Source organism: Rhodohalobacter sp. 8-1, from assembly GCF_038150125.1.
GTDB lineage: Bacteria > Bacteroidota > Rhodothermia > Balneolales > Balneolaceae > SW132.
In genome coordinates this window covers 68,845-85,652 of sequence record NZ_JBBVMF010000017.1, presented here as the reverse complement: position 1 = coordinate 85,652, position 16,808 = coordinate 68,845, and the positions used below count along the sequence as shown (strand labels likewise).

At 45.3% G+C, this 16,808-nt stretch carries 8 protein-coding genes and 2 pseudogenes; 4 read left to right on the top strand and 6 right to left on the bottom strand.

Translation table 11 applies throughout. The annotated features are described in order from the left end of the window. Nucleotides 1-367 precede the first annotated feature (367 nt). Both AABW11_RS15350 and xylA read left to right on the top strand, forming a co-directional pair. Nucleotides 368-1,867 (top strand): xylulokinase, encoded by a 1,500-nt coding sequence (locus AABW11_RS15350; protein WP_340106010.1) that lies wholly within the window; start codon nt 368-370, stop codon nt 1,865-1,867. Between the two features lie 17 nt (nt 1,868-1,884). Next, complete coding sequence (xylA, locus tag AABW11_RS15345; protein ID WP_340106009.1) at nt 1,885-3,201, top strand: xylose isomerase; 1,317 nt, start codon at nt 1,885-1,887, stop codon at nt 3,199-3,201. A gap of 104 nt (nt 3,202-3,305) precedes the next feature. On the opposite strand, the pseudogene fsa reads toward xylA, so the two are convergent. The 3 genes and pseudogenes from fsa to AABW11_RS15330 all read right to left on the bottom strand — a co-directional run bounded on the left by fsa (nt 3,306) and on the right by AABW11_RS15330 (nt 8,710). Continuing rightward, a pseudogene (gene fsa / locus AABW11_RS15340) lies at nt 3,306-3,959 on the bottom strand (fructose-6-phosphate aldolase). 465 nt (nt 3,960-4,424) lie between these two features. Further along, on the bottom strand, nt 4,425-5,993 hold the full coding sequence (locus AABW11_RS15335; RefSeq protein WP_340106008.1) for an alpha-N-arabinofuranosidase: 1,569 nt from the start codon (nt 5,991-5,993) through the stop codon (nt 4,425-4,427). 413 nt (nt 5,994-6,406) lie between these two features. After that, the gene (locus tag AABW11_RS15330; RefSeq protein ID WP_340106007.1) at nt 6,407-8,710 is read right to left on the bottom strand and encodes a family 43 glycosylhydrolase; all 2,304 of its coding nucleotides are present in this window, start codon (nt 8,708-8,710) and stop codon (nt 6,407-6,409) included. 469 nt (nt 8,711-9,179) lie between these two features. Here AABW11_RS15330 and AABW11_RS15325 point away from each other — a divergent pair, with 469 nt between their 5' ends. Together AABW11_RS15325 and AABW11_RS15320 are read left to right on the top strand one after the other, a co-directional pair. Next, the gene (locus tag AABW11_RS15325; RefSeq protein ID WP_340106006.1) at nt 9,180-10,877 is read left to right on the top strand and encodes a glycoside hydrolase family 43 protein; all 1,698 of its coding nucleotides are present in this window, start codon (nt 9,180-9,182) and stop codon (nt 10,875-10,877) included. Nucleotides 10,878-11,035: 158 nt separating this feature from the next. Then, a pseudogene (locus AABW11_RS15320) lies at nt 11,036-11,863 on the top strand (alpha/beta hydrolase); the annotation flags it as partial. A 500-nt stretch (nt 11,864-12,363) separates the two neighbouring features. Here the strand turns inward: AABW11_RS15320 and AABW11_RS15315 are convergent. The 3 genes from AABW11_RS15315 to AABW11_RS15305 all read right to left on the bottom strand — a co-directional run bounded on the left by AABW11_RS15315 (nt 12,364) and on the right by AABW11_RS15305 (nt 16,744). After that, entirely contained in the window at nt 12,364-14,307 is a 1,944-nt protein-coding gene (locus AABW11_RS15315) for a sialate O-acetylesterase (protein WP_340106004.1), read from the bottom strand. Nucleotides 14,308-14,393: 86 nt separating this feature from the next. Further along, the gene (gene manD / locus AABW11_RS15310; RefSeq protein ID WP_340106003.1) at nt 14,394-15,602 is read right to left on the bottom strand and encodes a D-mannonate dehydratase ManD; all 1,209 of its coding nucleotides are present in this window, start codon (nt 15,600-15,602) and stop codon (nt 14,394-14,396) included. Nucleotides 15,603-15,604: 2 nt separating this feature from the next. Further along, a complete protein-coding gene (locus AABW11_RS15305; protein ID WP_340106002.1) occupies nt 15,605-16,744 on the bottom strand; it encodes an endo-1,4-beta-xylanase in 1,140 nt (379 codons plus the stop codon). Nucleotides 16,745-16,808: the final 64 nt, after the last annotated feature.

Sequence of the window (16,808 nt, the reverse complement as noted above, 5' to 3'; positions counted from 1 at the left end):
TCATTTTATGAGCACCGCTTTTTCCGATTTCTCTTCTGCTGCAGTGTAAACAATGCTCCTCCCATCCCCCGTACTTTTACTTTCTACTATTTAAAGTCTTTTCAGGCTAGTAGAAATCAATCCCACCTCAAAAACTCAGTTAACCTACACGCACACATTATCATAGTCATGACAGGTGGGAATAGAATAATATTCGATCTTGATTTGACGCACCCTACAGGTTTCATGTAATTGCATCAAACCTGATATGGAAAACAAGCTTCTAATGCTTATCTTTTTTGAGCAAAATGTATTAAAAACCAGCATTATTTTGTTCAGTTTGAGCAATCAAGGTTACGAACAGTATGGCCTAAGGAGCAAGACTACCATGACAAAAAAGACATACTTATTGGGATACGATATTGGAAGCTCATCTATCAAAGCTTCACTCATCGATTCTGATTCAGGTAAAACAATAGGTTCCGCGACATCACCTAATGAAGAGTTAAAAATACAGTCAAATAAACCTGGCTGGGCTGAACAGGATCCCGATGTCTGGTGGGAACATATCGTAAAAGCCAGCCATCAACTTATTGAGCAAAACGATATTGATGGTGAGCAAATATCTGCTATCGGCATTACGTATCAGATGCACGGTCTTGTTGCGGTTGATCAAAACGGACGGCCGTTACGCCCATCGATCATTTGGTGCGACAGCCGTGCTGCCGATATTGGAAACCGGGCTTTTAATGATCTTGGTCGCGAGACATCCCTTGAAACATATCTGAATTCTCCCGGAAATTTTACTGCATCCAAGCTTAAATGGGTTCAGGAAAATGAGCCAGAGCTGTATAAGCAGATACACAAAATTATGCTTCCCGGAGACTATATCGGGATGAAGCTGACCGGCGAAATTTGCACGACAGAATCCGGCCTCTCAGAAGGGATCTTTTGGAACTACAAAACAAATTCAGTTGCCGATGAACTTCTCGACTACTACCAGATATCAAAAGATCTTCTGCCTGATGCTAAATCTTGCTTTGAAGAACACGGCCGGCTAACAGAATCAGCCGCAAAAACTCTCGGTCTTGCAAAAGGCACGCGGGTGACCTACCGAGCCGGTGATCAGCCCAATAACGCATTTTCACTCAACGTGCTAAATCCCGGCGAAGTTGCAGCTACGGCGGGAACATCCGGAGTTGTGTACGGAGTCTCAGACAAGCCTGTTTACGACCCTCAATCCCGCGTAAATACATTCATTCATGTTAATCATAACCAGAATCATCCCAGGTATGGAGTGCTGCTCTGCATTAACGGAACAGGAATTCTGAACAGCTGGCTGCGGCAAAACCTGGCCATTGACCAATCGCTCTCTTACGAAGAGATGAATACCCGTGCTCAGAAAATACCGGTTGGTGCTGATGGAGTAACCGTGCTGCCATTTGGAAATGGTGCAGAACGAATCCTTGAAAATGCAGATGTGGGTGCCAGTATTTACGGACTCAACTTTAATCGCCACACCAACAGCCATCTTCTCCGCGCTGCCCAGGAGGGTATTGTGTTCTCACTGAACTATGGTTTTCAGATCATGAAAGAGATGGGTATGCAAACGGATACAGTTAAAGCAGGTCATGCCAACATGTTTTTGAGCCCGCTCTTTCGTGATGCATTTGTTCAAACAACGGGGGCAGAACTCGAACTTTACGATACGGACGGGGCTGCTGGTGCCGCCAGAGGAGCGGGACTTGGTGCAGGAATTTATAATTCCGCTAATGAAGCTTTCGGCGGCCTGAACAAAATTGATGTTATTGAACCAGATGCAAAGAAACAGTCGGCATACGGTGATGCGTACGAACGCTGGCTCGAAAAACTAAAATCAGTCATTTAACCTAAAAACCTAACATAATGAGTAATACTTACTTCCCGAAAATCGACAAAATTGAATACGAAGGGCCAGACTCCGATAATCTGATGGCTTTTAGTTACTACGATGAAAATCGTAAGATAGCTGGTAAAACCATGAAGGAACATCTGCGTTTTGCCGTAGCCTACTGGCATACATTTTTCAATGAGAACGGTGATCCATTTGGCCCCGGAACAATTGAATATCCATGGCATAAATCCTCCGACCCAATGGAAAACGCCAAACACAGGGTAGATGCCGCGTTTGAATTTATCACCAAACTTGGAGTTCCATATTACTGCTTTCACGACCGTGATATTGCGCCGGAGGGATCCTCGGTTTCCGAATCTGAAAAAAACCTGCATGAAATTGTAAAGCTACTGAAAGCACAGCAGGAAGAAACAGGGGTCAAACTTCTATGGGGAACTGCTAATGTGTTTTCTCACCCGCGTTATATGAATGGCGCATCAACCAATCCGGATTTTGATGTAGTGTGCCAGGCCGGTGCACAGGTAAAAGCCGCACTGGATGCCACCGTAGAATTGGGTGGCGCGAATTATGTATTCTGGGGCGGACGCGAAGGGTACATGCATCTGTTTAATACACGAATGCGGCGCGAATTAGACCATATGGGAACATTCCTGCGGGCTGCTCGTGATTATGGCCGGAAAATTGGGTTTGAAGGGAATTTTCTTATCGAGCCTAAGCCAATGGAACCCACCAAGCAGCAGTATGATTTTGATTCTGCTACAGTGATTGGTTTTCTCCGAGAGCAGGATCTGCTTGATGATTTCAAACTCAATGTTGAAGCCAATCACGCCACATTGGCCAGCCACTCGTTTGCCCACGATCTTACCGTAGCTGCAGAAAACGGACTTCTTGGCAGTATCGACGCCAACCGTGGTGATAATCAAAATGGGTGGGATACCGACTACTTCCCAACCGATCTCTACGACGCCGCTGAAGCGATGATTGTGGTTCTGGAAAATGGTGGGATCGCCCCCGGCGGACTAAACTTTGATGCTAAAATCCGACGGAACTCTACAGACCTTGAAGACTTATTTCATGCACATATCGGCGGAATAGACACCTTCGCACGTGGCCTGATTATGGCAGACAGTATCATCAACGATCCACTCTACAAAGAGCTTCGTGATGATAGGTATGCGTCTTTTGACTCTGGAAAAGGTAAGGAGTACGAAAATGGCTCAGTTACACTGGAAAACCTCCGCGACCTTGCTGAAGAAAAAGGTGAGCCAGCGAAAAGAAGTGGAAAACAGGAGCTTCTCGAAAACCTGTTTAACCGTCATATCCGGTAACATTTCTGAGTCAGGATAACGAGTATAAAAAACCTCCGTGAGTTTACCTGCGGAGGTTTTTTATTTCCTAAAGAGTGGAAAATACTATTCTATATGGCTTGCTATTATTCATTTTCCAGTTCTGACTGCAATTTATCCCAGTCGCTGAGAAATCTTTCAAGGCCACTGTCCGTCAGCGGAAGTCAGGAGGAGCTGATCGATAACACTTAACGGCATTGTAGCTACGTCGGCCCCCAGCTTAGCAGATTCGAGCAGGTGCATAGGGTGCCGGATACTTGCTGCCAAAATTTCCGTTTCTAATCCGTAGTTATCGAATATCAGGCGGATATCTGCTATCAGGTCAAGACCCGGCGTGGAAATATCGTCAAGACGGCCCAGAAATGGTGATATATAAGTAGCACCTGCCTTAGCAGCAATCATGCAGAGAAGCAAAGTGTACAGTTTATTTTGATTCCTTCTGACGAGAGTGTTTTGATCGCTTTGATGCCCTCTTTGATCAGCGGCACTTTCACGACAACATTATCCGCAATTTTTGCGAATTTCCTCCCCTCTTCCACTATTTCATCATATTCGGTGGAGATAACTTCAGCAGAAACATCGCCCGAAACAATATTGCAGATTTTAGCAATATGCCCCTCAAAATCCTTTACTCCCACTTTCATGCACAGACTTGGGTTGGTGGTAACCCCGTCGAGTACACCAAGGTCATTCGCTTCTTCAATTTCGTTTAAGTCGGCTGTATCAATAAAAAACTTCATAGTTTATCTCCTCAGTTTGTGGTTTTCGTTATTTGAATAGTTTAACCCGGATTATTCACCAAGAAATTTTGTCGGGAGCAAGGCGTAGGGAGAAAAGCGGCGGAAGAGTACCTGACGTACTCAGAGTACGATTTTTTCTATACAACGAAGCTCCCGACAAAATTTCGCCGCAATACATGTAGCCCAAATTTGGACTACTATCCATTTTATATATGTGTAATATTTTTAGTGCATTACATTGGATTACACTTATCATCGTGAATAATCCGGGTTAATTCATAATCGTTTTTAAAGTGGATGACTATCTAAAAGAATAAAGTTGCCAAACTTATTGAATTCGGACTTGACCAAAGTACCGCAACCACCCCCAGCCCCTGCTTGCAAAGGAGGGGAAAAGATTATCCTTAATTCAGTACTGAACTCTGGTTTATTGTTTTAAAATTATCCGAGCTACTCTTCACAAAACTATTGTAAAACGATAGATGTAACCGATTTCGATGGCAGGGTCACTCTCAAAATATCACCATCCAGGCTGTAATTGCTGAAATCAGTAATGATTACGTTTTCCGGATCACTGAATGCATTTACCGAGTTAACCCTGCTGCCTGTCAGAGTCCTGGCTTCTATAATTTCACTGATCTGCCCGCCTCGAAATTCAAGCTCAATCTCTTCAGACTGATCCGGGTTTTTGTTAGTAAGCGTAATATTGATGGCTCCGTTTTCGGAGGCTGAAACTGTCATACTCACCACGGGAATCGATTCGCCTCCAAATTCATACGCGTTCATATTCTGTACGTGCGTATATAGCAAATTTGTATCGTGGTGGATACGGTACAGGTCAAACACATGATAGGTTGGCGTTTTGATCATCTGATCACCCTCGGTCAAAATCATTGCCTGCAGTACGTTTACCATTTGGGCTATGTTGGCCATCCGTACCCTATCACTGTGTTTATTCAAAATATCCAGAGTAATAGAGGCAATAAGCGCATCGCGAAGAGAATTTTGCTGCTCCAGAAACCCCGGGTTGGTTCCGGGAAGTGGATCGGTCCAGATACCCCATTCATCCACCACCAGATCTACATTTTTTTCGGGATCAAATTTATCCATTCGGTTTGAATGGCCCTGAATATATTCATCCATAAAAGCTGCCCGTTGAATACCGGCGAAATAAAGCTCCTCGTCAAAATCAACAGAAGAGCCTTTGGCTGACCAATTTCCGGTGGGTATTGTGTAGTAATGTAACGAAATACCCTCCATCATACCCGCCGCTTCCTGCATCATATGTTCGGTCCAGCCATATTGGTCATCGGACCAGCCGCTTGCCACACGATACAATTCATGACCGCTGTATTCTTTCGTAAAAGTGGCATATCGGCGATACAGGTCTGCATAATATTCCACCGTCATGTTTCCGCCACAGCCCCAGCTTTCATTTCCCACGCCGATATATTTTACTCCCCAGGGCTCATCCCGCCCATTTTCACGCCGTAAGTTGGCGAGTGTACTTTCTCCATCATAGTTCAAATATTCCAGCCATTGAGCCATCTCCCTTGGCGTTCCGCTTCCTAAATTCATTGCAATAACCGGTTCAGCATCAATCAGCTCCATAAATCGCAGAAACTCGTGGGTGCCAAAGCTGTTGTCTTCTTCTACCATTCCCCAATGGGTATTGATCCGCACCGGGCGCTCGTCTTTCGGACCAATGCCATCTCGCCAATGGTATTCATCAGCAAAACAGCCGCCGGGCCAGCGTACATTGGGTACGTCGAGATCTCTTAGTGCTTCCAGCACGTCATTTCGGTATCCTTCAGTATTGGGAATATCAGAATCTTCCCCAACCCAAATGCCGCCGTAAATACCGCGGCCAAGATGTTCGGCAAATTGTCCGTAAATGTGCTTGCTGATTTCACTTACCGGCTGGTCGGCATGTATGATAACTCGATTTTGCTGAGCTACAGACTGTGCATTAATCAGAAAAATGGTAGTAACTAATGCGATAATGAATTTATATGACTCTTTGATCTTCTTCATTTAAACACCCCTATTTCATTTAGATTGTTGTGCGGTAGACACCCAATATTGATAGAATGAAGTTTAGACGATAGCTGAATCCTGCCATCCCAAAAACACACCCTTAAAGAACCATAAACTGAATTATTATCCCTCCTTATAGATCAGTTAAAAGATTGTATCTATTCCCACCAACTTTGTTCAATTGATGAGCAAAAAGAGCAAATGACCTTCACTAAATTATAGCGAATTTAAAAGTATTTTCCACATTTTTGACATCATAGAAGGGGTTTTATATCTGTATTTTTCATTATGATATTCTTTTTTAGATGACTCTTTTCATGCTTCGCTTCCACTTTTTGCTATCTGACAAGACCGACACCGGGAGGCTATCAGTTTTGCCAGCTTGATTCATGTGCAACCAAGTTAATCTACTACTTAATCACCGTCATCTTCCGGGTTTGTACCTCACCCCCTGCTTGTCCTGCACCGCCAGAGCTACGGAATACACGGAGGCGATAAATGTAAATGCCGCTCGAAAGGTTTGATGCGTCAAAACTCACCCGGTGCTCACCCGCTGCCATTCGGCTGTCTACAAGCGTTGCCACTTTACGACCAAGCATATCAAATACGTTAAGTCGCACATCGGTTGCTTCCGGCAACTGAAATCGGATCTCTGTACCGGGATTGAAAGGGTTCGGGTAATTTTGACTCAGCCGGATACTATTGGGCAGTGTCCTATCCGAAGTTTCTTCATTCGAAGTGGTAACTTCAGTAGAAAAAGTCAGGCTCTGAATTCTGAAAAGCTCACTGACGCCTTCAGCTCCGTCAAACCGCAGATACACGTCATGACTTCCTGTTACTTCTCTGGATGTAGCGGCGTTAAAGGTATCAAAGCTGGTATTGCCACCACTATCTTCAATTTGAACATCGGCAATTTTCTCGCCTGTCTCGATATCCCCAAGCCAGACCTCCGCAGTTCCGTTGTGTCCATTACTGGCCGCTGTGATAGTGACCTGCCGTGCAGCTTTCTGGTAATCCACTCCAGAAGAAGGCATTGATGTACCGAACTGCAGGCCGGCATACATCGCCCAGTCGCCATTGCTGATGGAACCAAGGTAAGAGCCTGAGTCTGACGGCCTAACCCCTGAAAAGTTCGCAGGATTTCTTGCCATTATATCAGTATATGCATCCCGATAGATATAGGAATCAAAAAAAGCCGCTTTCCCTTCAACAAATATTCCCTGCTGATTACCGGTAAAATTATTGAAATCGTTTTGATGACGCCCTATTTCAATAGCATTGATTGCATCACCAATCTGGATCCAGTTCGACCCATCGTCGCCGTAATAGCCGGACACGAAGTGATCATTTCGTATGAGCTTCAGCCACACAACAGAGCCCAGTGTGTTTTCTACTTCATAAACGATGTCATCAAAACTGATCCCAAGAACATCATCGCCGGTATTATCCGCAGAGCTATACACTTTCACAAAAAGGTTTTCCGGCCCATTTACAATCCATAACCCTGCCTGGTCTGCGTCGGAATCCGCTTCAAAATCAACACGGGTGATTGCCGAGTATTGATGCTCCCCGTCGTTTTGAATGAGTGTGGTATAGTCATTGTACGGTTCAAGATAGACCCAGCCGGCGCGTTCTGATAATGAGATTCTGTTGTCAGGCGTGTAGCCCAATACCGACCATTGCGGATTCAGCGTGGCTGCATTAAACATATCGGATTTTGGAACCATCCACGAAATATCGTCTGAATTCGGTAAATCCGGAGCCTCGGTTTCACCAGTTGGAGGATACTGCATAATGGGCCATCCATCTTCATACTTTACTTCAATCAGCAACCCCTGTCGTCCCTGTGCCTGCCAGTTGTTGCTATTGTGATAGCTGTGGCCAATCACCCAGCTTGTACCATCTTCAAGTGTAATGGCCGGTGAGATATGGTTTGGCCTGTCAAAAGTTCCGCGGGATCCCTGGAACATTGATCCGTTCATTACCTCCCAGTCAGCTTCATTATCGGTGAGAATATTGCTGCGCATCACATATTGCTGTCCCACTAAATGTTCCGCAAAACTATAGTAGTACGTTCCGTCGTGTTTCCACATTACCGGACCTTCTGCCCATCCATAAGGATTATTTTCTGAATTCGGATTCAGCCAGGTTATATCCAGGAAGTTACCTGTCGGCTGCCCGTCCTCTCCCAGTTCAACAATGTGATTATTTTCGTGACCTGCCTTTGTAAGCAGATACCACCTGCCGGTGTCTTCATCAATAAAAATAGAATTATCGACTCCGAAAGGCGGCAGGTTTCCAAACCTTTGAAGCTGAACTGGATCACTCCAGGCAGCAGTGGGAGAACTTGCCGTTACAAAATACATTGCTCCTCCTCCCCTCCCAAAAAAGTGCCAGTACTTGCCATTGTGATAAACAGTATGACCGCCCCAGGCCCCGCCGCCCGGCTGATCACCGTATTGTCCCCATGACGCATCAACCGGCTGGGCGATCACCTCCCAGTGCACAAGATCAGTGGACCGGTAGATTTTTGGAGTAGGATTAAATGAAGACCCGGAGCTATAAAAATACTCACCAATTTGGGTCAGAGTCGGATCGGGATGATCACCCGGAATTACCGGGTTCACAAACGTTTTCGAGGAGGGCGATTGTGCATACACCTGAAAACATAAAAACAGGGCCAAATTCAAAAATAGAAGTATGTTTTTTTTCATGTTATCAAAAATTAAACAAGGAATAAATACCCGGTTTGGAGATTGCTACTATTCTTGTAGAGCGCTTTCCAATTTCTGCAAATTTTGTTGTTATTTATAAACGTAATCTATACACTTAAATAAGGAAAAATAATTTCTTGTGCAATCTTAAGAACAAATTATTGCTCTTATTTGCCTGTTCTTTTTTAGTGGATTAAAAGCTTAAAAGACGTAATAGCCATTCGTTTTAATACACTGATTTTTATATTCAGGCCATCAGATCTTGGAGTTGAAAGGTGACTAACACAGAAGATATTGGGCAAATTTTGCTCAAGTATTATAACAGTTCTTTAAAAGATTATTCTAAGACCGTTTTGGTTACAGCTTCATTCAACATAATTCGCGTGTTTTTTTAAGCTCTCTGAGAGTTTAAAATACTGAAGGCCTAAAATGATTTGATGTAACACCCTTACAATTAAATCCGACTCTCATGAAATTATTATCTGTTCTTATTACACTCTGCATAATCAGCAGTGCCTGCTCTTCTCCTCAAAACACACGGTCGGGCTCAGTCGCACAATTCGACTGGTTTACTTATGAAGGAAACGACCCGATATATAAGGATCTTACCATTAGTGAAGATGAATATATCAATCCTGTAAATGCAGGGTTCTACCCAGATCCAAGCATTGTTCGTGTTGAGGACGACTACTACATGGTTCACTCTTCATTCAGTTATTACCCCGGAATTCCAATTTTTCACAGCACAGACCTGGTGAACTGGCGTCAAATCGGTCATGTCCTCAACCGTCCGTCCCAGCTTCCTGTAAACGGACTTGGCCTGTCGAGGGGCATATTTGCTCCAACAATCGAATATCACGACGGTACATTTTATGTACTGAGCACTTTGGTTGATGCAGGCGGAAATTTTATGGTCACCACAGATGACCCGACCGGTGAGTGGTCTGATCTTAAATGGCTGGATAATGTGGGTGGTATCGATCCGTCCATCTTTTTTGATGACGACGGAACAGCTTACGTACTGAATAATGATGCTCCTGAAGGCGGATCGACCTATGAGGGCCATCGTGCTATCTGGATTCGGGAGTATGATGTAGAAAAAAATCGAAGTATCGGTGAAGCGGTAATGATCATTAATGGCGGTGTTGACATCACCCAGCAGCCAATCTGGATTGAAGGGCCACACATCATGAAAGTAGATGGCGAATATGTGCTGCATGCCGCCGAGGGCGGAACCGGCCCCAATCATTCACAGGTTGTACTGAAAGGAGACAACCCGATTGGGCCCTTCACGCCTTATGAAAATAACCCTATCCTTACACAGCGCCATCTTTCTCCCGTCAGGGATTTTGCGGTTGAATATGTAGGACACGCCGATATGGTTGAAACTCAAAATGGTGAATGGTGGACTGTTTTTCTTGGTGTACGCCCCTACGACGGCACCCATTTTAATACAGGGCGAGAAACATTTTTACTGCCCGTAACCTGGAAAGAGGGCTGGCCGGTGATTCTTGAAGGAGATGAAGCCGTGCCTGTAAAACACGAACGACCTGACCTTCCCAAAACTGCCCCCCAAAACCCTCCGCAACATGGTAACTTTTCATATACTGATAATTTTGATGCCCTCCAGCTTGCTGATTATTGGACAATGATACGGTCACCGAAAGATAAATGGTGGAACTTAACAGACGATGGGTTTCTGAGTATTGAAGCGAGGCCCGAAAAAATCAGCTCCCTTGAAAATCCATCTTTTGTGGGACGTCGTCAGCAGCACGCCTACGCTACAGCTTCCACAAAAATGCTTTTCAATCCTGAAAATACAGGAGATACGGCCGGTCTTGTCGCAATCCAGGGAGACCACTATTACTACATCCTGGGGGTGACCCTGAATGATCGCGGACAAAAAGAAATCTTTCTCGAAAAGTCAGAAGGTGATGACAAACAAGTGATAGCCTCAGACATACTGGAGGAGACAACAACCAACGAAATTTACCTAAAAATTAATGCCCGTGGGCCTGACTACGACTTTTCATACGCTGTGAATGAAAATGACTGGCAGGTATTGCAGGAAGATGCCGACGGCACCATTCTTAGTACAGTTAAAGCCGGCGGTTTTGTGGGAACTGTGATTGGGGTGTATGCGTATTCACCAGACGAAAGTGAATAGAGCGTTATTAAAAATCACCCGTAGCTTTGCCATTCAACCTCCTCATTTGGAGAACTGGAATCTTACATTCGATACTAGATTACCTGCAGGGTTGCATCTATAGCTTTTCAGGATAGATGAATTGATTGAACCTCACACATCACAAACACTCATTGAAAATGAAACAATTTCTTTTATTGATATCTTTGATCGGGTTAATCTGGCTGCCGGTTCACGGACAGCGCCCTATAGAACAAGCTCCTGACGGATTTGATATGGAAAAAACGAGTATTAAACGCGGAAATATCAACACCGTGGAGTACCCATCAGAAACCGTTGGAACCAACCGAAAAGCCGTTATTTATACACCGCCCGGATACCCCGAAGACGCTACTTACCCGGTTCTCTATCTACTGCATGGGATAGGCGGAACGGAAACGGAATGTCTGGATAACGCCGATCCTCAAATCATCCTGGATAATCTTTATGCAGAGGGAAAGCTTGAACCAATGATTGTGGTGATGCCCAACGGCCGTGCGATGGAAGATGACCGCGCCACCGGTAATATTTTTGCACCAGACAAAGTAGAAGCGTTTGCAAATTTTGAACAAGAGCTTCTCAACGATTTAATCCCGTTTATCGAACAAACCTACCCTGTTTACACCGATCGGGAACACCGCGCTCTTGCCGGATTGTCGATGGGCGGCGGACAATCGCTCAATTTCGGGCTCGGAAACCTCGACATGTTTGCATGGGTTGGCGGTTTCTCATCTGCACCCAATACCAAACAACCCGAAGAATTGCTGCCCGACCCTGAAGAAGGTAAAGAAAAATTAAACCTCCTTTGGATCTCTTGCGGGCTTGGTGACAACCTGTTAAGCATCAGCAAACGTACGCACGAATACCTGGAAGAGCACAATGTACCGCACATCTATTATGAGGAACCTGGCGGACATGATTTCGACGTTTGGAAGAATGATCTGTACCTATTTTCGCAGCGGCTTTTTAATTAAATCTTATTACCAACAATAAATGGTCTATACAAGACTTTCGGGCTCTGACAGGCCGTGACCAAACTCATCATCATTCCGTGATTAAGTAGAGCACCTATCACTTGGCGTAATTCAAACCTTATTATCACGCTGAGAAGTAGTTCTATGACTAATTCAATTCTTAATGAACTACCTCGGGGCAGAGCCCGCGAGGTATCAAATTAGAACACCATAACTTTTTGGTCAATATGGAGTTTATTTTGGAGTGTCCCCCTTTGAAGGGGGCAATGGGGGATGATTCATTGTGGATCAGAACCAAGTTATTTGATAGTTCAAAACTCAGAAAGTCATCCCCCGACTCACTCCGTTCGCTTCCCCCTTCAAAGGGGGGCTTTTGTCTTTTCCGACCCAGAGGGTCGGGGAATTAAACCACTTTTGATTAAAAAAGTAATGCCGGTCAAAGCCAACCTGTTTCTTCTTGTCAGGCAGGCTTTTTTACGTTAGAGAGCTCATAATCAACGGTCAATCTCTACCTGGAAAGGAGAAGCAGGCAGACCCTCCACGTTATATAAATTTGCATCGTCAGGGTTATCGGCCCAGGCATATCGGACTTTCGATGGGCAATCGATTTCCGGATGCCAAACAATGACCTGGTTTCCTTCTATTGTGGCCCTGGCCCATCGAAACTCTCCTTCAGGCCCGGCGATCGAAAACCCATGAAGCTGCTCTCCCTTACGTTCCAAACCGCTCCCTTTTGACGTAAACGAGAGAACGACTTTCCCCTCTCTTACGTCAGCTTCATCAAACACAGGCCCAGAATGTATGACATCGTCTTCATCATAGGCCACTTTCATTGCTGATCTTGCTAGGCGCTCACCCACATCTTTCTTGTTTAGCGGATGGATGTCGTTCCACTCCCCAATGTCAATAGTAACTGCCATTCCTGTATTGGGCACCTCAAGCGTCTGCCGCTGAGCTTCCCGGAGTTCTGCCCAGTTACTCTCAGAGGGCTGATCTTTTGGTCCCATGAAGTTTGTGAGCTGAACATACAAAAATGGCAGCTCCTGTTGATCCCAGCTGTTTCTCCAGTCTTTAATCAGGGCAGGAAATAACTTACTGTACTCTTCGGGGCTATCCGTATTCGATTCTCCCTGGTACCAGATCACACCTTTAACATCGTAGTTCAGTGCGGGTGATATCATGGCATTAAACAGACCGCCTGGTTTCCAGCGCACAAATGTCTGGCCGGCAAGAGGCGGCATTTCAGCACCTAATTTATAGTTCCAGGTGCCCTTCAAATCCAGCGTATCATTTTCTATGATGAGCTCATAGGGTTTATCGGGGATAAAGCCCCCCCTGCCGCTTGAATTAATGACCCGAACCACTATATCATTAACTCCCTTCATCAACACACCGGCCGGCACATCATACCATCGCGGCGGATACTGATAGCTGGTAGTCCCTACAAATGTGCCGTTTACAAAAACCGAATCGGCATCGACGATCCTGCCCAGTTCAAGTGTGGCCGGTTTTCCCGCATGCTCTTCATTTATGTCAATCTCCTTTTGAAACCAAACGACGCCGTTAACCGGCCCCAAAGGTTCACTCACCCAGTATCCCGGCACATTCATTTCATCCCAGCCCCTGTAATCAGTGGCAGGATCATACCAGGGAGATTCCGGATTGGAATATCCCGCATCTGCTTTTTGCAGCTGACCATACCAGGAACTGCTTCGTTTTTGATCAGCCTCCTCAATTTCTTTAATGAGCGTGCCATCTTTGAACATCTGAAGCTCATTGTAGTGTGATGGAAATTCTTTTAGGGCCTCCTCACTCATCCAGGATTCTGCCGGCGAGCCTCCAAGAGCCGAAAGGATAATCCCGACCGGAACATCGTATCGCTCACGGATTGATTTAGCAAAAAACCAGGCTGTTGCCGAAAAATTTACTATCGTTTCAGGAGTAATCTGCTGCCAGGAACCTGAACCAAAATCCTCATGGCTTGTGTTAAAATCATACGTTTTTGGCGCATCAAAGTACCGTATGCCGGGATCATCAGCCTGCTGCATCTCGTCTTCATATAGCGGTCGAACCCGGTACATGGGCAGTTCCATGTTCGATTGACCCGATGCTACCCATACATCCCCAACAAGAATATTTTCCAGCCTGATTGTTTCATTTTCATCGCTTGAAATATGCATTGTAAACGGTCCTCCCGCGTCCTGCCTGTTCATTTCAACTGACCAGTTTCCATTGTCATCAGCAGTTTGATTATACGTATCGCCTCTGAACTCGATTGATATATCATCGCCGGGAGACGCCCATCCCCAAATGGTGATGTCAGAATCCCGTTGCAGAACCATTCCATCGCTCACAAGCTGCGGAAGCCGTAATTGCCCTGAAGCGGATGTTACAGCTATAAGTATATAAAGGAGAAGAAGAACTGTTTTTTTAATCATAGGAAACCTCACTATCATAAATTTTCTTCGAACTAACGGACATTAATTAATTGTTTTCAAACGGACAAGCAATGCGTATCTCCAACTCACCAATTAAAAAGCGTACCGTCTTCCTTTCGATTAACCGGCAAATAGGCCCGTTCGTAGGGATACTTTTTCGCTTTTTCCTCATCAATATCAACACCAAGCCCGGGTTCATCTCCGGGATACATAAATCCGCTATCAAAAGAGTAAGCTGTTGAAAAGACGTCACTTACTATTTCTTGATGCGGCATCCGTTCCTGGATTCCAAAATTATTAACCGACAAATCAAAATGAAGCGCAGCCGCCATAGTCACCGGGGAGAGATCTGTCGCACCGTGAAACCCGGTTTTTACATGATATATCTCTGCAAAAGAGGCTATTTTCTTCATATGGCTGATGCCGCCACCGCGAACAATTGATGTTCTGATGTAGTCAATCAACATCTCGGAGATTAGTAGCTGTGCATCCCAAATGGAATTGAATACTTCGCCGACCGCAAGTGGAGTGGTTGTATGCTGTCTGATTATTCGAAAACTCTCCTGGAGTTCAGCCGGGGTACAATCCTCTATCCAAAACAGGTGAAACGGCTCAAGTTCTTTCCCCACACGACCGGCTTCTATTGGCGTAAGCCGGTGGTGACAATCATGAAGAAAATGCGGATCATCACCGTATGTATCCCGTAACTGTTCAAACAGTTTTGGAATATGATTCAGATACTTTTCGGTTGACCATGTATCTTCCGGCGGCAATCCTTTTTTGGCGGGCTCATAACTCTCTTTGTTTTTAGAAACACCATACACTGATTCCACTCCCGGAATGCCACACTGTGCCCGAACAGCCCGATAGCCTTTATCAAGATAACGGCCAACTTCATCCACTGTCTCTTCAATATCACTGCCGTTTGCATGAGCATAGACCATTACGCCCTGCCGGGATTTTCCGCCCAGCAAGTTATAAACAGGGGTGTCGAGTACTTTTCCTTTAATATCCCAAAGCGCCATATCCACAGCAGCGATGGCCGACATCGTAACCGGCCCGCGCCGCCAATAGGCACCTTTGTAGAGATACTGCCAGATATCTTCGATATTGGCCGGATCCCGCCCGATCAGGCATGGAATCACATGATCTTCAAGATATGATACAACAGATTTTTCCCTGCCGTTAAGTGTGGCATCTCCCAATCCGTAGACACCCTCATCCGTGTAGATTTTAAGCGTGACGAAATTTCTGCCGGGACATGTAACTATTACGTTGGCTTTCTCAATTTTCATCGTTACTCCGCAGAATGTTGCTCGGCGACTTCGATGACGGCATCATACGCAGGTTTAGGCTCCCATTGCCTGTTGAAGAGTAACGGATAGTTAGTCCGTCCCCGAACCGGGAAATTATTTTTCCATGAATCGCCGTCGGTTATCCCCCAAAATGTAACTCTTGTGATATCATCACTATGCTCTAAATAGAGTTCGAACAGTTCTGCATATCGGTCAGAGAGTTGTTGATGAACAGAGTCGGGCAACTCTTCAGTATAGGGATTCAGCTCTTCGCGAAGTTCTTCAGACTCTGATATATTAGCTCCCCTGTAGCCACTTGCAGATGGCAAAACATCAACCTCTAACTCTGTAACCATCACATCTATACCGAGGGCAGCAAAATCTGTAATCGTCTGCTCAACGTCACTCATTGATGGCCAGTCGAGGCTGAAGTGTCCCTGCGTACCAATACCTGTAATAGGCGCATTGTTTTCTTGCAGATACTCTACCAGCCGTACTGCTCCATCACGCTTTGAAGGGACTTCAAGAGAGTAATCGTTGTAGAAAAGCTCAGCTTCAGGATCAGCTTCGCGGGCATATTCAAAGGCTTTCACCAGGTAATCCTGTCCAATAATTTCGTACCAGCGCGATTCACGATAGGTCCCGTCATCATTCAGCGCTTCATTCACTACATCCCACCCATCTATCCGGCCGGCATATCTGCCAACTACAGTATCAATATGATCTTTCATGCGTTCCAGCAGAGCTTCCCTGGAAAGATCGTTTCCCTGTTCGTCTTCAAAAACCCAGCCGGGTACCTGGCTGTGCCACACCAGGGTGTGGCCCACGATATGCATGTCGTTCTCTTCACCAAACTCCACGAACCTGTCGGCTGCCTCAAAATCATACACACCCGGTTCAGGATGGATGTTCTCCCACTTCATCACATTTTCAGGAGAAATGGCATTGAAGTGAGTTTTTGTGAGCTGTACCCCTTCCTCATCTTGCCCAAAAATCTGGCTTCTATTCAATGCTGTTCCAATAAAGAATGCATCTTCGTATGCATTCTTAAGGGTTGGGACCGCCGGGTTACTCTCCATCTCACTTTCAGCACATGAAATCATTACAGTTGCCAAAAGTAGTGCGGTGATTATTCGTTTCATAAGGTAATATTTACATTAGCATTTCAGTTTGCGGAATACCAACTTTATCCTGCCAGTTTCATTT